Annotated in this window: 18 protein-coding genes; 9 read left to right on the forward strand and 9 right to left on the reverse strand. The window is 67.5% G+C overall.

The features are described 5' to 3' along the window. Window positions 1–195: 195 nt before the first annotated feature. From R1L06_RS10315 to R1L06_RS10325, 3 genes are all read left to right on the forward strand, one after another. Window positions 196–1,674 (forward strand): AlkA N-terminal domain-containing protein, encoded by a 1,479-nt coding sequence (locus R1L06_RS10315; RefSeq protein ID WP_317217644.1) that lies wholly within the window; start codon window positions 196–198, stop codon window positions 1,672–1,674. Beyond that, window positions 1,671–2,162 (forward strand): methylated-DNA--[protein]-cysteine S-methyltransferase, encoded by a 492-nt coding sequence (locus R1L06_RS10320; RefSeq protein ID WP_317217645.1) that lies wholly within the window; start codon window positions 1,671–1,673, stop codon window positions 2,160–2,162. The genes R1L06_RS10315 and R1L06_RS10320 overlap by 4 nt, the downstream gene beginning before the upstream one ends. Window positions 2,163–2,453: 291 nt before the next feature. After that, window positions 2,454–3,707 (forward strand): alkaline phosphatase family protein, encoded by a 1,254-nt coding sequence (locus R1L06_RS10325; protein ID WP_317217646.1) that lies wholly within the window; start codon window positions 2,454–2,456, stop codon window positions 3,705–3,707. A gap of 98 nt (window positions 3,708–3,805) precedes the next feature. Here R1L06_RS10325 and R1L06_RS10330 read toward each other — a convergent pair whose 3' ends face one another. Together R1L06_RS10330 and R1L06_RS10335 are read right to left on the reverse strand one after the other, a co-directional pair. Continuing rightward, a complete protein-coding gene (locus tag R1L06_RS10330) occupies window positions 3,806–3,985 on the reverse strand; it encodes a 30S ribosomal protein THX (protein ID WP_004150462.1) in 180 nt (59 codons plus the stop codon). A 110-nt stretch (window positions 3,986–4,095) separates the two neighbouring features. Beyond that, complete coding sequence (locus R1L06_RS10335; protein WP_008264835.1) at window positions 4,096–4,509, reverse strand: MerC domain-containing protein; 414 nt, start codon at window positions 4,507–4,509, stop codon at window positions 4,096–4,098. A 136-nt stretch (window positions 4,510–4,645) separates the two neighbouring features. On the opposite strand from R1L06_RS10335, the gene R1L06_RS10340 reads away from it, so the two are divergent. The 4 genes from R1L06_RS10340 (at window position 4,646) to R1L06_RS10355 (ending at window position 10,490) form a co-directional block, all read left to right on the forward strand. Next, window positions 4,646–6,850, forward strand: a complete 2,205-nt coding sequence (locus R1L06_RS10340; protein WP_317217647.1) for a TonB-dependent receptor — start codon at window positions 4,646–4,648, stop codon at window positions 6,848–6,850. 229 nt (window positions 6,851–7,079) lie between these two features. Continuing rightward, window positions 7,080–7,646, forward strand: a complete 567-nt coding sequence (locus tag R1L06_RS10345; RefSeq protein WP_317217648.1) for a TetR/AcrR family transcriptional regulator — start codon at window positions 7,080–7,082, stop codon at window positions 7,644–7,646. Next, window positions 7,646–9,319 (forward strand): MFS transporter, encoded by a 1,674-nt coding sequence (locus R1L06_RS10350; RefSeq protein ID WP_004150416.1) that lies wholly within the window; start codon window positions 7,646–7,648, stop codon window positions 9,317–9,319. The genes R1L06_RS10345 and R1L06_RS10350 overlap by 1 nt, the downstream gene beginning before the upstream one ends. 10 nt (window positions 9,320–9,329) lie before the next feature. Then, window positions 9,330–10,490 (forward strand): HlyD family secretion protein, encoded by a 1,161-nt coding sequence (locus R1L06_RS10355; protein ID WP_317217649.1) that lies wholly within the window; start codon window positions 9,330–9,332, stop codon window positions 10,488–10,490. 109 nt (window positions 10,491–10,599) lie between these two features. Here the strand turns inward: R1L06_RS10355 and R1L06_RS10360 are convergent, their stop codons facing one another. From R1L06_RS10360 to creB, 7 genes are all read right to left on the reverse strand, one after another. Further along, a complete protein-coding gene (locus tag R1L06_RS10360) occupies window positions 10,600–11,091 on the reverse strand; it encodes a Fur family transcriptional regulator (RefSeq protein ID WP_004150412.1) in 492 nt (163 codons plus the stop codon). Between the two features lie 34 nt (window positions 11,092–11,125). Continuing rightward, window positions 11,126–12,529, reverse strand: a complete 1,404-nt coding sequence (gene gltX / locus R1L06_RS10365) for a glutamate--tRNA ligase (RefSeq protein WP_317217650.1) — start codon at window positions 12,527–12,529, stop codon at window positions 11,126–11,128. Between the two features lie 153 nt (window positions 12,530–12,682). Further along, complete coding sequence (locus R1L06_RS10370) at window positions 12,683–14,260, reverse strand: M20/M25/M40 family metallo-hydrolase (RefSeq protein WP_317217678.1); 1,578 nt, start codon at window positions 14,258–14,260, stop codon at window positions 12,683–12,685. Between the two features lie 142 nt (window positions 14,261–14,402). Continuing rightward, the gene (locus tag R1L06_RS10375) at window positions 14,403–14,813 is read right to left on the reverse strand and encodes a hypothetical protein (RefSeq protein ID WP_317217651.1); all 411 of its coding nucleotides are present in this window, start codon (window positions 14,811–14,813) and stop codon (window positions 14,403–14,405) included. A 10-nt stretch (window positions 14,814–14,823) separates the two neighbouring features. Continuing rightward, complete coding sequence (gene creD / locus R1L06_RS10380) at window positions 14,824–16,143, reverse strand: cell envelope integrity protein CreD (RefSeq protein WP_317217652.1); 1,320 nt, start codon at window positions 16,141–16,143, stop codon at window positions 14,824–14,826. A gap of 81 nt (window positions 16,144–16,224) precedes the next feature. Then, the gene (gene creC, locus R1L06_RS10385) at window positions 16,225–17,685 is read right to left on the reverse strand and encodes a two-component system sensor histidine kinase CreC (protein WP_317217653.1); all 1,461 of its coding nucleotides are present in this window, start codon (window positions 17,683–17,685) and stop codon (window positions 16,225–16,227) included. Between the two features lie 3 nt (window positions 17,686–17,688). Beyond that, the gene (gene creB, locus R1L06_RS10390) at window positions 17,689–18,414 is read right to left on the reverse strand and encodes a two-component system response regulator CreB (RefSeq protein WP_317217654.1); all 726 of its coding nucleotides are present in this window, start codon (window positions 18,412–18,414) and stop codon (window positions 17,689–17,691) included. 35 nt (window positions 18,415–18,449) lie between these two features. Between creB and R1L06_RS10395 the strand changes: the two genes are divergently transcribed. Next, window positions 18,450–19,307, forward strand: a complete 858-nt coding sequence (locus tag R1L06_RS10395) for a 23S rRNA (adenine(2030)-N(6))-methyltransferase RlmJ (protein ID WP_014036453.1) — start codon at window positions 18,450–18,452, stop codon at window positions 19,305–19,307. A 95-nt stretch (window positions 19,308–19,402) separates the two neighbouring features. Then, window positions 19,403–19,948: a GNAT family N-acetyltransferase gene (locus tag R1L06_RS10400; protein WP_004150340.1), complete on the forward strand. Its 546-nt coding sequence runs from the start codon at window positions 19,403–19,405 to the stop codon at window positions 19,946–19,948. Window positions 19,949–20,016: the final 68 nt, after the last annotated feature.

The following is a 20,016-nucleotide window of genomic DNA, read 5'->3' on the forward strand; positions in this document are numbered from 1 at the left end:
CGAGCCCCCATGGACGGGTTTACGGCGTGTCCTGCCAGCCCACACCGCCCCGCCATCCCACGGACTGCCAGCTTTTGATTGAGACGTTGACGGTGACGTTGCGGGTGCAGGGCTGCAAGCCCTGCCAGTACCCCCTCCAGCATCCATGTCCGAATCCGGCGAGTATCGCCGCCCGCACGCGCCTAGACTGACGCCATGGACACCGCCCTTGCCCTCGACACCGCCGCCTGCGACCGCGCCCGCCTGGCCCGCGACGCACGCTTCGACGGCGCGTTCTTCACCGCCGTGCGCAGCACCGGCATCTATTGCCGCCCCGTGTGCCCGGCACCGCCACCGAAGCCACGCAACATCACTTACTACCCGACTGCGGCCGCTGCTGCGGCAGCCGGTTACCGCCCGTGCCTGCGCTGCCGCCCCGAGCTGGCACCGCAGGCGCAGCAGGCACTGGCCGGGCAGACCGTGCAGCGCGCACTGGCCCTGATCCATGGTGGCTTCCTGCAGGAACAGCCGGTAGCCGACCTCGCAGAGAAGATCGGACTCAGCGCGCGCCAGCTGCAGCGCCTGTTCGTCGAACATCTGGGCGCAACGCCAGGGCAGATCCACGCCACCCATCGCCTGCTGCTGGCCAAGCAGCTGCTGACCGAGACCACGCTGCCGGTGACCGACGTCGCGCTGGCCGCCGGCTACAACAGCCTGCGCCGTTTCAATACCGCCTTCCTACAGGGCTGTGGCATGGCACCGACGGCACTGCGTCGCCAGCACCAGCCGCTGGCCGCCGACGATGGCTGCCTGGTACTGCGTCTGGCATACCGGCCACCACTGGATTTCCCACGCATGCTGGCCTTCCTGCGCAAGCGCAGCCTGCCCGGCATCGAGCTGATCGGCGAGGACAGCTACCAGCGCGTACTCGGCACACCGGAGCGCCCCACCCTGCTGCGCGTCACTGCCGACCCCAAGCGCCCGGAGCTGCGCCTGCAGCTGGGTGCGGTGGATCCGCGCCTGATCCCGGACATCGTGCGCCGCGTACGTCGCGTGTTCGATCTGGACGCCGACCTGCAGCAGGTACACGCCGCGCTCGGCGAAGAGCCGCTGCTGGCGCGCGGCATTGCCGAACGTCCCGGGCTGCGCGTACCGGGCGGCTGGGATGGCTTCGAAGTGGGCGTGCGCGCGGTGCTCGGCCAACAGGTCAGCGTCGCTGCGGCCACGACCTTCGCGCGGCGGCTGGTGGATGCCTATGGCGCACACCTGCCGGGCATGCCATCGGAATTCGATCGCCAGTTCCCGGCCCCCGAGCTGCTGGCCGAAGCGCCGCTGGAATCGATCGGCCTGCCGCGCAGCCGCGCCGCCACCGTTCGCGCACTGGCCGCCGCCTGCGCCAGCGGCGCGCTCGACTTCGGGCCCGGTCAAGCACTGGAAGAGTTCGTTGCGCGCTGCGTGGCACTACCCGGCATCGGCCCGTGGACTGCGCAGTACATCGCCCTGCGCGGGCTCGGCCAGCCCGATGCCTTCCCCGCCGGTGACCTGGTACTGCAGCAGGTGCTCGGCCACGCGCAGGGCCAGCGCCTGAGCGAACGCGCCACCGAAGCACGCTCGCAACCGTGGCGCCCTTGGCGCGCCTATGCCGTGCTGCATCTTTGGCATCTGTCCGGCACTTTCGTTGGAGAACCGACATGACCCTGTTGTTCGACCGTTTCGACAGCCCGATCGGCGTGCTGACCATCGCCGGCGACGAGCGTGGCCTGTCCCATGTGCTGTTCCCGGAAAACCGCCACCCGGCACGCGGCCGAGACGACTGGCACTACGCGCCGGATGCGCTGCCGGAAGCGCGCGAGCAGCTGCTGCAGTTCCTGCACGGTGAACGCAGCAGCTTCGACCTGGAGCTGGCGCCACGCGGCACGCCGTTCCAGCTGCGTGTGTGGCAGGCGCTGGCGTTGATCCCGTTCGGCCAGACCTGGAGCTACCTGCAGCTGGCGCAGCACCTGGACCAGCCCAGTGCGACCCGCGCCGTCGGCGCTGCCAATGGGCGCAATCCGCTGCCGATCATCCTGCCCTGCCATCGTGTAATCGGCAGCAACGGGGCACTGACCGGCTTCGGCGGTGGCCTGGAAACCAAGGCCGCGCTGCTGCGACTGGAACAACGCCAGGCACCGCTGTTCGCCTGAGAGGGTTTGCCGGGCTGCGCCCGGCACCCGCAGAGGCTAGAGCAACAGCAACAGCGAGCTTCCTGCGCGGAGGCGGGGTGGGTCCGGTTGCTGGTAGGTGTCGACCTTGGTCGACACGGTAGATCCACGCCATGCGTGGATGGAAGCATCAGGAATATGTCTGGAGAAAAACCCCCTTCTTGTTGAAGGGGGCGCGCCGACAGGCGCGGGGATAAGGAAAAATGCGCGGACACGGCGCGCGATAGCGCGCCGTGTCTTGGGCGCGTCATTGCACCGGATTATCATGCGCGGATGACTTCCGTACGCCTGACCTGCGCGCTGGCGCTGCTGCTGCCATTGGCGGCCTGCACCACCACCGCGCCCGCCCCTTCCGCCTCCGCTCCCACCGCTGTCGCTGCGGCCACGCCGCCGAAGCTGTTGCTGATCTCCATCGACGGCCTGCGCGCCGATGCACTGGACCGCGGCCTGACCCCGAATCTGCAGCGACTGATCGACGGCGGCGTGCGTGCACGCTGGATGACCCCGTCCTATCCGTCGCTGACCTTCCCCAACCACTACACCATCGTCACCGGCCTGCGCCCGGACCACCACGGCATCGTCAACAACAGCATGGACGATGAAGCCCTAGGCCGGTTCGAGCTGAGCAACCGTGAGGCGGTCACCACCAGCGGCTGGTGGGGCGGCGAACCGATCTGGGTCGGCGCCGAGAACGCCGGGGTGCGTTCGGCCACCACCTCGTGGCCGGGCAGTGAATCGGAAATCCGTGGTGTGCGCCCAAGCCAATGGCGCGTGTACGACGGCAAGGAACCGCTGGAACAACGCGCGGGCACCGTGCTGGACTGGCTTGCACAGACCGATGCCGACGCACCGCAACTGACCACGTTGTACATGGAGCACGTGGACAAGGCCGGCCACAACTACGGCCCCGAATCGAAGCAGTATGCCGACGCCATCGTGCGCGCCGACCAGATCGTCGGCCAGGTGCTCGATGGACTGCAGCAGCGCGGCCTGGCCGCGATCACCAACGTGATCGTGGTCTCCGACCATGGCATGGCCAGCGTCCCGGTCGGCCAGGTGATCTCCACCGAATCAATGGCCGCCCCGGCCATCGCTCGCAACGTCAGCCAGGGCCAGTCGGTGGGTTTTGCGCCGTTGGCCGGTCACGAAGCCGCAGCCGAGCGCGCCCTGCTCGGTCGTCACGCGCACTACGAGTGCTGGAAGAAAGAGAACCTGCCGCCGCGCCTGCACTACGGCACCCACCCGCGCATTCCCGCCATTGTCTGCATGATGGATGAAGGCTGGGATGCCCTGCACCAGGAGAAGATCGCCAAGCGAGACCATCAGGATCGTGGCTCGCATGGCTACGACAATGCCCTGCCCTCCATGCGCGCGGTATTCGTGGCCAGCGGCCCGTCGTTCCGCCAGGGCCTGGTGATCGATGGCTTCGACAATGTCGACGTCTACCCGCTGCTGGCGCACCTGCTGCAGGTGCCGGCTGCACCGAACGACGGCAATCCGGAAACGCTGAAGAAAACCCTGCGCTGATCCGGTTGTAGAGCCGAGCCCACGCTCGGCTCGCCGGACAGGCATAAAAAAACGCGGCGCCAGGCGCCGCGTTTTTCATTGAACCGGTCTAGGCCGGATCAGGCCTTGGCGACGGCCTTCTTCGCCACAGCCTTCTTCGCCGGAGCCTTGGCCACGGTCTTCTTGGCAACCGGAGCGGCGGCGCCTACGGCGACCTTGCTCGCGGTGTGCGAACGGGCGTTGCCGTAGCTGGCGTTGTAGCGCTTGCCCTTGGCGGTCTTGCGGTCACCCTTACCCATGTCTTCAACTCCTCAAATGTGAAATCTGGTTACCCCGTACTGACACGGGTTCGGCGGGGCCGCCTTGCTGGGCGCCCCCGCGCACGATCGAAAATCCTATCACGGAGCGCCTAGTGCGCGCAGCTGGCGTCGTGCACGTGACCGTGGTTGAGGCGCAGGTTGACCAGATGGGCGACTCCCACCAGCAGGCCGCCGATGGTCATCACCACCGCGTGTGGCACCGCATTGTGGTGCAGCGGGTCGTACAGCACGCCGGCCCACAACGCGACCAGGCCGGGAATCAGGAAGCCCAGCGCACGCAGCGCACCGTGCCGGCGGTAGCCCCAGACCAGGCTGAACAATCCGAGCAGGGTGACGAACACCACCAGCGCCTGTTCCACCCCATCGCTCAGCCAGAACGACAGGCCCAGCGACGGCGCCGCGGCCAGCAGCACGGGGATCACCGCGCAGTGCACCGCGCACAGCATCGAACCGGTGGCGCCGAAACGGTCTAGCAGGTGGCGCAGGCGTGAGGACAGGGACATGACTTCCAGCAGGGTCGGCGAATCGTTATGGAATAATATAACATCTGTTCCCGACCCGCACGGTTTCCCTCCCCCTGTCCCGCTGACGGGATACGTGCGCCCAGCGATTGATACACTGTAACAAAGGACCCGCTCCATGCCCGCCCACACCCCGCGGTTGAAGCCGCATTCCCTCGCTCTGGCCCTCGCCGCCCTGCTGCCTTCGGTTGCCTTTGCCGCCGGCGATGACAGCGCTCAGCGTGACCGCCACCTGACTGAACTGTCGTCGGTGCAGGTCACCGCGTCGCCACTGCAGGGCGATGCCGAATCGCTGGCGCGCCCGGTGGAGGTACTGGCCGGCGAACGCCTGGACGAGCAGAAGGCCGGCACCCTCGGCGATACCGTGGCCAAGCTGCCGGGCGTGCAGAGCACGTTCTTCGGCCCTGGCGTCGGCCGCCCGATCATCCGCGGCCAGGAAGGCCCGCGCGTGGCCGTGCTGTCCAACGGCATGGGCAACATGGATGCGTCCACAGTCAGTGCCGACCATGCCACCAGCATCGAGCCGTTCCTGGCCGACCAGATCGAAGTGCTGAAGGGCCCGGCCACGCTGCTGTTCGGCAGTGGCGCCATCGGTGGCGCGGTCAATGTGGTGGATGGCCGCATCGCCCGCGAGCTGCCGGAGCGCCCGCTCAGCGGCCGCGCCGAGCTGCGCGGCAATTCGGTGAACAACGAGCGCAGCGGCATGTTCCGCCTCGATGGCGTCAGCGGCAATGTCGTGCTGCATGTGGACGGCCTGGTGCGCAATGGCGACGACTACCGCATTCCCGGCTATGCAGTGATCGACAGCCTTGAAGACCATCACGATCACGACCATGACCACGCGGGCGAAGAAGGCGAAGAACCGAGCCGCGGCCGCCTCGACAACAGCTCGATCCGCACCCGCGCCGGCGGCGTCGGCGCGACCTGGCTGGGCGACGGCGGCTACTTCGGCGTATCGGCCAGCACCTATCGCACCAACTACGGCATTCCCAATGGCGCGCACGTGCATGCCGATGGCGATGATCATGGCCATGACCACGGCCACGACCATGGCGATGAAGAGGAAGGCGGCGACGAGCATGACGTGCGCATCGACATGGTGCAGAACCGCTTCGAGACCAAGGCCGGCATCTACAACCCGGTCTCGTTCCTGAAGAACATCAATGCACGCGTGGCCTACACCGACTACGAACACGTAGAGCTGGAAGCCGGCACGCCGTCCACCCGCTTCACCAACCGTGGCATCGAGGCGCGCCTGGAAGCCGTGCAGCAGCAGATCGGCGGCTGGGACGGCGCCTTCGGCCTGCAGTTCGGCAACAGTGATTTCGGTGCCAAGGGCGAAGAGGCGTTCGTTCCGGATACCGGCACGAAGAACATCGGCCTGTTCGTACTGCAGGAAAAGCAGTTCGGCCCGTTCAAGCTGGAACTGGGCGGCCGCCACGACCAGGTCAAGCTGGACCCGACCGGCGACTATCGCCGCCGCACCTTCGGCGCCACCAACCTGTCTGCGGCCGGCATCTGGAAGCTCAACGATGCCGTTGACCTTCGCATCGGCGTGGACAGCTCCGAGCGTGCACCGACCAACGAAGAGCTGTATGCCGCCGGCACACACATCGCCACCCGCTCGCTGGAAATCGGTGACGCCAACCTGAAGACCGAGCGCGGCCAGCGCGTGGAACTGGGCATCCACACCCACAGCGAACGCCTGGACTTCTCGGCGTCGGTCTACCAGACCAAATTCAAGGACTTCATCTACCTGGCCGACACCGGCGTTACCGAGGGTCTGCCGGTCCGCGCCTGGACGCAGCAGGATGCGGTGTTCCGCGGTGCCGAAGCCGAAGCGCTGGTGCACCTGTTCGAAGGCGGCGCCGGTGACTGGGACCTGCGCGTGTTCGGCGACTACGTGAAGGCCAAGCTGGATGGCAACGGCAGCCGCAACCTCGACATCGCCGTGCCGCATGGCGACCACAACCACAACTACAGCGTGGAGCTGGCCAACACCGGCTACCTGCCGCGCATCGCCCCGGCCCGCGTCGGCGCCGACCTGCGCTGGTCGAAGGACGGCTGGCGCGCCTCGGTCGGTGCGGTCCGCTACAGCCGCCAGAAGGATGTCGCCCAGAACGAAGCGCCGAGCGACGGCTACACCCTGGTCGACGCGCATCTGGCCTACCGCTGGGATCGCAACGCGAGCAACAGCTACGAAGTGTTCCTGGATGGCAGCAACCTGACCAACCGTGAAGTGCGCCCGCACACCTCGCTGCTGCGCGACTACTCGCCGCTGCCGGGCCGTGGTGTCGCATTCGGCATCCGCGCGTTCTTCTGATCGCGTAGTGGAGTCGGATCCCATTCCAGAGGAATGGGTTCTGACCCCAGCCTCAGCCCACGCATGGCGTGGATCCAATGCGAGCAGATCCGATGGGGGCCTTCTGGCCCCCATCTCTTTGTGCAGCATCCATCACGCATTCGTCACAAAGATGTGCGTACCACAACAAGCGGACAATCCCGTCACTCAAAGTCTCGCCAATCGGACACTTTTGTCCGAAAATAATTCCATGACTGCCCAACGTGCCGATGCTGCTGCCCGCCGTGCCCTCATCCTCGACGCCGCCGATCATGTGTTCGGCCAACACGGTGTCACCGCCCCGCTGGACCTGGTGGTCGAACGCGCCCAGGTGGGCCGCGCCACCCTGTACCGCAACTTCCCCGACCGCACCGCGCTGATCCAGGCACTGCTGCAACGTACGGTCGACCGTATCCGGCGCCAGGTCGAGCAGCTCGGCGACCGCGACGATGCCCTGTTCGAGGTGTTCGAAGGCATGGCCCAGCGCATCATCGATTCGCCGGCACTGGCCGATTACTGGCGTGCGGTCGATTCGGACGTGCCGGCCATGCGCACCGCGCGCGAGACCGTGCGCGATCTGCTGGAAGCACCGATCGCCCGTGCCAAGGCCGCCGGACTGTGCCGTGCCGACCTGGAGAAGACGGACATTTCACTGATCTCGGGCATGCTGGGCGCAGCCCTGCGCGGCAAGACCCGCGACGAGCGCGCCCACCTGGCCGGGCGTGCCCTGCAGCTGCTGCGCGGGGGTCTCCAGGGAGCAGCCAGCGAGGCCCGCTGATGGTCCAGCCGTATCTGAAGCCGGTTCCGGATTGGGAGGAGCACGAGAAGCCGACCATGCCCGGTTCGGCGTCGATGCCCTGGCACCCACCGTATCGACGCGTGGCCTATGCACTGGTGTCGCTGCTGGTGGCGATCACCGGTGGCCTTGGCAATGCACTGGTCACCGCCAACCTGCCCTTCCTGCAGGGCCAGCTGGCACTGACGCCGACCCAGGGCAGCTGGCTGGTGGCGGCCTATGCAATGGTCAACGTCACGGCCAACCTGCTGGCCTTCAAGTTCCGCCAGCAGTACGGCATCCGCCTGTTCGCCGAGATCGGCCTGGGCCTGTACGCAGCACTGGCGGTGCTGCACCTGTTCGTTGGCAGCTTCGAGACCACGATGCTGACCCGTGCCGCCAGCGGCTTCGCTGGCGCCGCCTGTTCGACACTGGGCACGCTGTACATGCTGCAGGCGCTGCCACGACGGTTCACCGGCAACCTGCTGGTGGTTGGCGTGGGCCTCTCGCAGCTGGCGGTGCCGATCGCCTGGATCGTCTCGCCAGGCCTGGTCGATACCGGCCAGTGGCACCAGCTGTATTCGTTCGAAGCCGGGCTGGCGCTGTGCGCGTTCGCGGCGGTGGTGGTGCTGAAGCTGCCGCCCGGCATCCAGGTGAAAGCCTTCGAGCCGCTGGACTTCCTCACCTTCGCCCTGCTCGCCCCCGCCGTCGCCCTGCTGGTGATCGTACTGGCGCAGGGCTACACCCGCTGGTGGCTCAACACACCGTGGCTGGGCTGGGCGCTGGTCGCCGCGATCGTGCTGTCCACCACCGCCTTCATCATCGAACACTACCGGCGCAATCCGCTGCTGCAGATCCGCTGGCTGTCGAAGCTGCCGGTACTGCACTTCATCGTCGGCGCGTTCCTGATCCGCTTCCTGACCACCGAACAGTCCTACGGCGTGGTCAACCTGATGCGCACACTGGGCATGGGGCCTGACCAGATGCGCCCGCTGTTCGTGGTGATCCTCGCGGGCGTGGTCACGGGCATCGCGGGTGCATCTCTGACCTTCGGCCCGAAGCGGCTGATTCCGCAGCTGCTGATGGCGATCCTGCTGCTGGGCGCTGCCGCCTTCTTCGATCAGCACCGCACCAGCATGGATCGGCCGCACGATTTCTACGTCAGCCAGTTCCTGGCTTCGGTGGGTGCCGGCATGTTCATGGGCCCTCTGATCATGCTCGGCATTTCCGCCGCGCTGAAGCAGGGTGTGGACCACATGATCACCTTTCTGGTGACGCTGTCGATCACCCAGACGCTGGGCGGCCTGGCCGGTTCGGCGGTGCTGGGTACCTTCCAGCTGCACCGCGAGCAGCTGTACTCCAGCGCGTTGACCAGCCAGCTCGACCCGGCCGACCCGGTGGTGGCGCAGCGCCTGCGCATCCAGCAACAACTGTACAGCGCACAGATCACCGACCCGGTGCTGCGCAGTGCGCAGGGCAGCGCGCAGCTGGCGCAGACCACGCGCCGCGAAGCCAACGTGCGTGGCTTCAACGACGTGTTCACCCTCAGCGGTTGGCTGGCGATCGGCTTCCTGTGCTGGTTGCTGCTGCTGTCACTGCGCACCGCCGTGCTCAAGCAATGGCGCAAGCGCCACCCCACCTCCCTCGCTGCGGCCACGCCGGCCGCACCCCGCTGAGTCCTCTTCCATGCCTCCCGTACCGCCCCGCCCCGACGACATCGACGCCGACAACGTCACTCCACCGCCGCCGACCGATGCGGCACCTGCGCCCACGCCGGCGGCACCGGCTGCCGCGCCGAAGTACCTCAAGCCCAGCGCGCGCAGCGTGGTGGTGATGGTGGTGGTGGCCTTGCTGGGGATTGCGCTGATCCTGCGCGCCTGGCACCTGTGGCCGTTCACCAGCAGAGTGATGGTGACCGACAACGCCTATGTGCGCGGGCAGATCACGGTGATGGCGCCACAGGTGAACGGCTACGTGACCGAAGTGCTGGTGAAGGACTTCCAACACGTAAGGGAGGGCGAGCCGCTGCTGCGCATCGATGACCGCATCTATACGCAGCGTGTCGCCCAGGCGCAGGCAACGCTGGACAGCGCACGTGCGGCACTGGCCAACTCGGATCAGTCGCAGGCACAGAACCGTGCGCAGATCGCTTCGGCGCACGCCACGCTGTCGGCCGGCCAGGCCGAGCTGCAGCGTTCGCGCAATGAATTGAAACGCTACGAGGAACTGGCTGCGCAGCAACTGGTGTCGGTCAACGACCGCGACAAGTTCCGCACCACCCAGGCCTCGGCACAGGCCAGCGTGCAGCAGTCGCAGGCGCAGATCCGCATCGCCGAGGAAACGCTGGTGTCGACCCAGGTGGCGCGCAAGAGCCTGGAGGCACAAGTGGAAAGCGCACAGGCGCAGCTGGAACTGGCGCGCATCGACCTGGCCAACACGGTGATCCACGCACCGCGCGACGGCCAGATCAGCGAAGCCAGCGTGCGCGTGGGCCAGTACGTCGCCGCCGGTTCGCAGCTGCTGTTCCTGGTGCCTGACACGCTATGGGTGGTGGCCAACTACAAGGAAGGCCAGACCTGGGGCATGGCCGTCGGCCAGCCGGCCACGTTCTCGGTGGACGCGTTCCACGGCCAGGTACTGCGCGGCCGCGTGCAGGAAATCGCCCCCGCCACAGGTTCGGAGTTCAGCGTGCTGCGCCCGGACAATGCCAGCGGCAACTTCACCAAGGTGGTGCAACGGCTGCCGGTGCGGATATCGATCAATGAAGGTCAGACGCTGGCCGCGCAGCTGCGGCCCGGCATGTCGGTGATCGTGCGGGTGGATACCCGGTCCAAGCCGATGGACTAGGGCGCAGACCCTGTCGCGCCGATATGAAACGGGGTCAGATCCCTTTGCCAATGGCAACGGGATCTGACCCCGCTCCTCATGCCGGCCAGCGGCCGGCACTACCGTTGCGTTACCCGGCGCAGCGCGCGCAGAGGCCGTGCACTTCCAGGGTCTGTGCCTGCGGCTGGAAGCCCAGCTCCTTGGCACGCTTTTCCAGCTGGGTGACGATCTCGCGGTCTTCCAGTTCCACCGCGCTGTGGCAGCTGTTGCAGATCAGGAACGGCACCGAGTGCGCCGCGCTGCTGGGGTGGTGGCAGGCCACGAAGGCATTCACCGACTCCAGCTTGTGCACGAAGCCATTGGCCATCAGGAAGTCGAGCGCGCGGTACACGGTGGGCGGGGCATCAGCGCCCACGCCCTTGCCGTTACGCACCCATTCCAGCAGCTCGTAGGCCTTGACCGGCTTGCCGGCCTCGGCGATCAGCTTCAGCACATTGGCGCGGATCGGGGTCAGGCGCAGCCCGCGTTCGCGCGAGACGCGCTCGACCACCGCCACGAAATCCGATGCGTCGTGGACGTGGTGGTGCGGGGCGGTACAGGCAGTGGCGGTCTTGGCGGGCATGCGTGTTCTCCGGTTCGGGCCTGGCAAGGATGCCTCAGGCCGTTGCTACCTTGGTGATGGCCACATCAATGCGTTTCAAGGCCTGCTTGCGGCCGGCCAGGTACACGGTATGGGAAATGTCAGGACTGACCTGGGTGCCGGTGATGGCCACGCGCAGCGGCTGGGCGACCTTGCCCATGCCGATCTCCAGCGCGGCGGCCGCATCGTGCAGGGCCACACCCACCGATTCGGCGGTCCACTCCGGCAGGGCGGCCAGCAGCTCGCGGGCCTTGCCCAGCGCCACCTCGGCACCGGCCTTGAAGTGCTTGGCCACCGCCGCTTCGTCGTACTCGGTCAGCGGCTGGTACCAGACCACGGCCTTCTCGGCCATTTCCTTCAGGGTCTGCACGCGTTCACGCAGGGCGATCACCACGTCCTCCGGGGCGGGGCCGGCGGCCACGTCCAGGCCCAGCTTCTGCAGCTGGTAGACCAGGTGCGGCACGATCGCGGCCACATCCTCGGTCTTCAGGAAGTGCTGGTTGACCCAGCCCAGCTTGGCCATGTCCAAGCGCGAGGCCTTGGAGTTGCAGTCCTTCACGTCGAACAGGTCGATCAGCTCCTGGCGGCTGAACAGCTCCTGGTCACCGTGCGACCAGCCCAGGCGGGCCAGGTAGCTCAGCAGCGCGTCCGGCAGGTAGCCGGCGTCCTTGTACTGCATCACGTCGGCCGCGCCGGTGCGCTTGGACAGCTTGGCGCCCTGCTCGTCGAGGATCATCGGCATGTGGCCGAACTTCGGCACCGGCGCGCCGATGCCTTCGTACAGGTTGATCTGGCGCGGGGTGTTGTTGATGTGGTCGTCGCCGCGGATGACCTCGGTGATGCCCATGTCCCAGTCGTCCACCACCACCGCGAAGTTGTAGGTGGGGTAGCCGTCCGGGCGGAAGATGACCATGTCATCCAGCTCGCTGTTGGCGATCTCGATGCGGCCCTTGATCAGGTCGTCGAACACCACCGTGCCTTCCAGCGGGTTCTTGAAGCGGATGACGCGGTTCGGGTCGTCCTTGCGCGGCAGGCCCAGTTCGCGTGCAGCGCCGTTGTAGCGCGGCTTCTCCTGCTTGGCCATGGCGGCCTCGCGCATCGCGTCCAGCTCTTCGCGGGTCTCATAGGCGTAGTACGCCTTGCCGTCGGCCACCAGCTGCTCGGCCACTTCCAGGTAACGGGCGACGCGGTCGGTCTGGTAGATCGGGCCTTCGTCATAGTCCAGGCCCAGCCACTCCATCGCCTCCAGGATCGCGTCGATCGCGCCCTGGGTGCTGCGTTCACGGTCGGTGTCCTCGATGCGCAGCACGAACTCGCCGCCACGGTGGCGGGCCTCCAGCCAGCAGTACAGCGCGGTGCGGGCACCGCCGATGTGCAGGTAACCGGTGGGGCTGGGGGCGAAGCGGGTGCGGCAGGTCATGGACGGCTCGAGGAACGGGAATCCCCCGATTTTACCAGCCCACCGCCCCCTACGGAAAAAGGGGACGGAGGGGATTAAGTCGCGATTGCCCAGCTCCTGGGGCTGCGACCGGGAAACGGAGGGGAGAAACGACTTAATCCCCTCCGTCCCCTTTTACGGTTCTACCTTGCGCGGGAAGGACTGCTCGCGCATCGCGGCGTTGTAGGCGAACGAGGCGACGATGGCCGCGGCCTGCTTCAGGTCTTCCGGTTCGGCGTGGTCCCAGGTGTCCAGGTGGCTGTGGTGGACGTTGGTGAAGTAGTCCAGCCGGTCCTGGATGAACTGGAAGCCCGGCAGGCCGATGCGGTCGAAGCTGATGTGGTCGGTGCTGCCGGTGTTGCGGGTGGCCACGGTGGTGGCGCCGACGTCATGGAACGGGGCCAGCCAGGCTTCGAAGATCGGCATCGCCGCCAGGTTTTCCTGTGCATAGATGCCACGGAAGCGGCCCGAGCCGTTGTCCATGTTGAAGTAGACCTGGAACTTGCCGTAGTCGCGGGTCTTCTGCAGCGCGCCGGTCGGCTCGCGCAGCGAGGCCGGCAGCGCCTTCTGCGCCGGGTCGGTGGGTTCCGGGAAACGGCCGAAGTGCTTGGCCACATAGGCCTGCGAGCCGATCAGGCCCTGCTCCTCGCCGCTCCACAGCGCCACCCGGATGGTGCGCCTGGGCTTGGCGCCGGTGGCCTTGAGGATGCGCATGGCTTCCATCATCACCGCCACGCCGGCCGCGTTGTCGGCCGCACCGGTACCACTGTGCCAGGAATCCAGGTGCGCGCCGATCATCACCACTTCATCGGGCCTGCTGCTGCCACGGATCTCGGCCAGCGTGTTGTAACCCGGCTGGTCGGCCTCGTCGGTGAAGCGCGCGGCCACATCCACGCGCAGGCGCACGGTCTGCTTGGCCTCCAGCGCGCGCACCAGCGGATTGAAGTGTTCGCTGATCATCGCCAGTTCGGGGATGCCCACCGATTCACCGGCCTTGCGCGAGCCGCCACCGGCAACGCGGATGATGCCGTTGTCCCAGCTGCTGATGCTGATCGAGGCCAGCGCGCCTTCTTCCACGAAGAACGCATTGACCTTGGTCGCCAGCTGCTGGCGTTCCTGGTATTCCTTGACCCGCTTCGCACGCTCGGCGGTGGCGTCCTTGTCCTTGGGCAGGGTGAACTCCTGCAGGCCCTCCAGCGAGGTGGCGTCGTGGCGGTGCGAATCCGCCTCGGTGCCGCGCTTGTACTCGCGCGCCTCGCCCAGCAGCAGGATCTTGCCGCGCAGCTTGCCGCGGTACTTCTCGATATCCTCGGGCTTCTTGATCTCGACCTGCACCAGTTCGCCTTCAACCGGTCCCTTGGTGCCCGGCGTCCACGCCTTCGGCAGTGCATGCAGCGGCTGTACACGGTCCCCCAGCATCTCCACGCTGGCCGAGGTGAACTCCCAGCCGCGCCCGAAGTCGTCGAAGGCTTCGTCGTGGACGTTGTCCAGCTTCCATTCGTTGAACTTGCCGCGGGTCCAGGCATTGGCGCGGCCCATCGCCGGCGAGTTGGTCAGTCGCGGGCCGATGCGTTCGGTGAGGTAGCTGAAGGTGTCCATCACCTGCGAACGGTGGAAGGCCTCCTGGCGGATGCGGCTGACCATGTCCAGGTCCACCGGCTCGCGCTGCTGCGCGCCTGCATTGCCACCGATCGCCAGCGCTGCGGCCAGCATGCCCCACTTCAACACATCGCACCCCTGCCCTTCGGCTCGATCATCAACCCATCGAGTCTAGCCAGCAGGGGCGCGCCGATACCGTCCCATCGGTCATGGACAGCGACAGTAGATCCACACCAGGCGTGGATGAACAACCGAATCATCCACTCCATCCCAGCCACAACTGCGCCCGCTCGGGCAGCAGCAGCAACCAGTGCCGCCGGTCGATGCTGCTGCAGCCGTACACCGCCGCGTGTGCCGGCCAGCCATCCGGAAGGCCGCCGATACCGATCTCGGCCAGCGCCTCCGCCCCGGCCTTCCATGGCCGGTAGCGCGGCACCCGGCCTGCCACCGCGCCGCGTCCCTGCCGCGCGCCCTGCAGCCAGCGCAATCCCTGCCCCCGCAATCCCTCGCAGGTCACCGCCGCCAGCTGGAAGCGGACCAAGCCGGGGGCGATCCGTGCCCCCGGCAGGGCCGCCAGCACGCCATGTGCCTGCAGCAGTGCATCCACTTCCAGCAGGGCCGGAATCCCCTGCCGTGCCCGTTGCCGCAATCCCTGGCGCCAGCCCATGGCCCGCTCCTTACTTCAGGTCCGCGCCGAGCGCGTACCAGTCCACCCGGCGGGTCACCCACATCGCCAGCGCCAGGATCACGAACAGCAGCAGCGAACCCATCAGCAGCGCGTTGTTCTCCGACACCAGCAGGCCATACAGCGCGCCATACAACACGGTCAGCATCGCAGCGAAGCCGAGGCCGCGCTTCCAGTGGCCCAGCACGTTGGCCAGGTACACCGCCTGCAGGCCGATACAGGCCACGGCCGAAACCAGGTAGGCCTTCCAGAACGCGATGTGCTCGGACAGGCTGATCAGCAGCAGGAAGAAGATCGCCAGCGCCAGGCCCACCATGAGGTACTGCAGCGGGTGGATGCGCAGCGACCTGATCAGCTCGAACAGGATGAAGCCGACGAAGGTGAGCAGCACGAACAGCACGCCGTATTTCGAGGCACGGTCGGCCTGGGTGTAGGCATCGACCGGATCAACCAGCGAAACCGTCACCGCCTGCGAGTCGACCGAACCATCATTGCGCAGCTGTCGCTGTGCGTCGGAGGCCAGCGAGGACACCGCCCAGCGCGCATCGAAGCCCTGTGCGTCGACGCGACGTTCGTTGGGCAGGAACGCACCGCTGAACGACGGATGCGGCCAGCTCGAACGCAGCGCGATGTGGGTGTCATCGCCCACCGGCACCACCGACAGCATGCGGCTGCCATCCAGGCGCAGCTCGAGTTCGACGGTGCTGGCAGCCAGCGTACCGCCCTGTTCCGCGGCGAAACCGGCCACCGGCGCATGCAGGCCTCGCCCCACCTCGCTGGCCGCACCAACCCCCGGCAGCAGGCGCAGCTGCTTGCCATCCACGCGCAGGTTCGGCGTACCGACCAGGCCACGCACATCGGAAATGCCCACCGCCACATACGGCTGGCCATAGCTGCGGCCGGCCTTCACCGGATAGTCGTCTGCAGCGAACGTCGCCTTCATCTGGCCGTTCCAGCTGTACACCGGCACCTTGAACAGGCCGACCTCACGCTGGCTCGGCAGCATCTCGCCGCCCACCTCCAGCGACGCCGGCATCTGCAGCCAGTGCCCCTCGGTGACCTGCACCTCGGTCTTCTTGACGCCCAGCGGGTCGACCAGTTCAACCTGCTTGCGTTCCACCCACGGCACCACCCGCACCGGGCCCACCAGCTGCTGTGCACCGGCGCGGCTGTCGGCCACCCGTGAGAAGGCCTCGTCGCGGTACGCGCTGCGTTCGTTGATGACCCCGCGGATCATCGTCAGCGGCACCAGCAGCAGCAGGATCAGCCCGCCGACAATGGCGAACCGCAGCAGCATCTTCAGGGATTTCATGGTCCATCCTCGTTGGAGAGGGCTGCAGGATGGACCGCCGCAGTGAGCAGGGTTTGTGGCGAATTTGAAGCGAGTGTGAAGTCAGCGGCGCTGGCGCTGGCCCGGCGCACTCAACGGCAGCCACAGGCTGGCCACGGTGCCGCCGCCCTCGCGGATATCCACGCTGGCACGCCCATCATGCAGGCGCGCGACCTCCTGCACGAAGGGCAGGCCCAGGCCGGAGCTGCGCCGCCCGCTGCCGGGGCGGGCCAACGAATAGAAGCGTTCGAACACCCGCTCACGCGCGTAGTCGGGAATGCCGGCGCCACGGTCGGCCACCTGCAGGCGCACGCCCTGCCCGTCCACCTCGGTCTGCAGCGCGATCTCCGCGCCGGCTGGCGAGAAGGCAATCGCGTTGTCGATCAGGTTGTGCAGTGCCTGCCGCAGCAGGTAGCCGTCGCCCTGCACCCGCAGGTCGGGCACGTTGCCGATGCGGACCTGAACGCCGGCCGCTTGCGCACGCACCTGCGCGGCGGCCGCCGCATCGGCCAGCAATGCCGGCAGCGCGATCGGATCGCGGGTCTGCAGCCAGCCGTGCTGTTCCACTTCGGCCAGCGCCAGCAGCTTGTCGATGGTCTCGGTCAGCCGCTCCTGCTGGTCGACGATGCTGCGCGCGAAATGCACGCGATCGGCTTCCGGCAGCGGCTCCTGCAGCAGTTCGGCGGCACCGCGGATCGCCGCCAGCGGGCTCTTCATCTCGTGCGTCAGCGACTGCACGTACTGCTCGACGTAGGCCTTGCCCTCCAGCTTGCGGCGCATCGTTTCCAGCGCCTGGCCGAGATCGCCGATCTCGTCGCGACGGCGCCGTGGTGGTGGCACCGGTTCGCCCGCGCTGACCGCGCGTGCATAGCGGCTGAGCTGACCGAGGCCCGTGGTCAGCCACATCGTCACCAGCACGCCGACCAGCGCCGACAGCCCGATCAGCCACGCACCGCGCTCGATGATGGCGCGCTGGCTGGCGGCGATGAACGGATCGATGCTGCGGTTGGGCTGGGCCAGGCTGAGCACGCCGATCAGCGTGCGCCCATCGGCCGGGTCATATACCGGCGCCGCCACATGCATCACCGTATCGCCTTCCTCGCCCGGAATCTCGGGGCTGGAACGTGCGCCGTACTCACCGCGCAGGGTGCGGTAGACATCATTCCAGCGCGAGTTGTCGCGGCCGAGATCACGGCCCAGCGAATCGTAGATGACGATGCCCTTGGCGTCGGTGATGGTCACCCGGTAATCCAGCGAGCGCTTGGGGAAACGCCAGACCATCGCCTTCAGGTCGCGCTGCCGCGCCTTGGCCAGGTTGCGGGTGAAGCTGCCGCTGCGGATGGTGCCGTCCTTGACGTCGGCGGCGGCCATCTCGGCCAGCACGTTGGCCGCATCGACCAGGGTCGATTCCATCGCCTGGCGCACACCGGGCTTCACCTCGTTGACGAACACGCGCATCACGAAGAACGCGGCGATGCCGGTGATCAGGAAGAAGCCGAGGAACAGCTTCAGTACCAGGCGCATCGGCTAGACCTCCAGCGCGTAGCCGAGGCCACGGTGGGTGCGGATCGGGTCGTCGCTGGCACCGGCCGCGCGCAGCTTGGCGCGCAACGTCTTTACATGGGTGTCGACGGTGCGGTCGGCACTGTCGGCACTGCTGTCCCAGCCCCGGTCCATCAGCTGCGCGCGGCTGAGGATGGCACCCGGGCGCTGCAGCAGCGCTTCCAGCAGTGCGTACTCATAGCGGGTCAGGTCCAGCGCATGGCCGCGGAAGCGGATGCGCCGGCCCTCGCGGTCAATGGCGAACGCGCCATGCTCCTGCCAGCCCGCATCGGCGCTGGGCGCTGCGACGACCGGCGCCGCACGGCGCAGGCGCGCACGCACCCTTGCCACCAGTTCGCGCGGCGAGAACGGCTTGGTCATGTAGTCGTCGGCGCCCAGTTCCAGGCCGAGCACGCGGTCCACTTCGTCGTTGCGCGCGGTCAGGAAGATCACCGGCAGCTGCGCCGCCGGCCCGGCCTGCGCACGCAGCCGCCGGCAGACCTCGAAACCGCCCAGGTCCGGCAGGCCCACGTCCAGCACCACCACGTCGATATCGCCGTCCTGCAGCCGTTGCAGGGCCTCGCCGCCCAGCAGGCAGTGGCTGGCGGAATAGCCCTCGCTGCGCAGTGCATAGAGCACGGTTTCGGCGATGGCGGCTTCGTCCTCGACCACCAGGACATGGGCAACGGGAACTGTCATGGCGCGCAGCATAGCCGCTGCGGCCGCCGCCCCGTACACTGCCGCCCATGAACTATCGCCACGCCTTCCATGCCGGCAACCACGCCGATGTGCTCAAGCACATCGTGCAGCTGGCCCTGATCGACAGCTTCAAGCGCAAGGACAGCCCGTTCTTTGTGCTCGACACCCACGGCGGCGCCGGCCGCTACCTGCTGGCCAGCGAAGAGAGCCGCAAGACCCTCGAGGCTGAATCCGGGATCATGCGGCTGATGGCCCAGCCCAAGCTGCCGGAGGTGGTCGAGCGCTATCTGAAGGCGGTGCAGGCCGATAATCCGGTGGGCGCCCTGACCAACTACCCGGGCTCGCCGCTGCTGAGCGCGCAGGCGATGCGCGCGCAGGACCGCATGGCGGTCTGTGAGCTGCAGGAAGCCGAAACGGCCACGCTGAAGGCCCTGTTCGCCCATGACAGCCGCGTCGACGTGCGGGCGGGCGATGGCTATGCGCTGCTGCGCTCGCTGCTGCCGCCGAAGTTCAACGGCAGCAAGATCGGCCGTGGCCTGGTGCTGATCGACCCGCCCTACGAGGCCCAGGACGCCGAATACCAGGCTGTCCTGGCCGCGCTGGGCGAGACCCTGGCGCGCTGGCCGCAGGCCACGTGTGCCGTCTGGTTCCCGATCAAGCAGCGCCGCACCATCCTGCACTTCCTGCGCAAGGCCACCGCCCTGCCGGTGAAATCGGCGATGACGATCGAGTTCCTGGTGCGCCCGGACGACTCACCGCTGCGCCTCAACGGCAGCGGCATGCTGCTGCTCAACCCGCCCTGGCAGTTCGACCGGGTGGTCGGCCCGGCCCTGCCGGCGCTGCGCCAGCACCTGGGTGAACCCGGGGCCAGCACCCGCCTGGATTGGCTCAAAGCACCCGAATAACGGCCTTCACGAGGCTGTACCGCCGTGAGCCTTTCGTTCACGGAATGCAGCCCCGGTGATGCCACAATCGATGGACCACCAAGGAATCACCCGGTATGGCCACTCGCAACCGCATGCCGCCCTGGCATGAGATCTTCAAGGCTCCCAGCGGCCACGAGCTGCTGATCCGCCCCATCCGCCCGGAAGATGGGGCACCGCTGCAAGCGGCGTTCAGCCTGTTCGGGCCGGAAGAAATCCGTGATCGTTTCCTGCAGGCGGTGACCGAGCTGTCGCCGGAAACCACCCAGCGCCTGACCCACCCGAATCCCAAGACCGAGATCACCCTGGTCGCTGCCGAATCCCTGCCCGCTGGCGAAGCGGTGGTCGGCGCGGTCGCCCGGGCCTCGATCATCCCCGGCACCCGTGAAGCCGAGTACGCGATCCTGATCAGCCGCTTCCTCATTGGCCAGGGCCTCGGCCGGCAGCTGATGCGCAAGCTGGTGAAGTGGGGCCGCGGCAAGTACCTGGACCGTCTGTACGGCGACGTTGCCGCCGAGAACGAGCCGATGAAGCAGCTGGCCGCCTCGCTGGGCTTCAAGCCGGTCCCGCACCCGACCGGTGCCGAAGGCCTGGTGCGGATGGTGCTGGAGCTGGACAACTGAAGGATTCGCCGGGCGTGCCCGGCGACGCCTCCCGGTAGTGCCGGCCGCTGGCCGACATTCCGATACCC

Source organism: Stenotrophomonas mexicanensis (assembly GCF_032911605.1).
Classification (GTDB): domain Bacteria; phylum Pseudomonadota; class Gammaproteobacteria; order Xanthomonadales; family Xanthomonadaceae; genus Stenotrophomonas; species Stenotrophomonas maltophilia_A.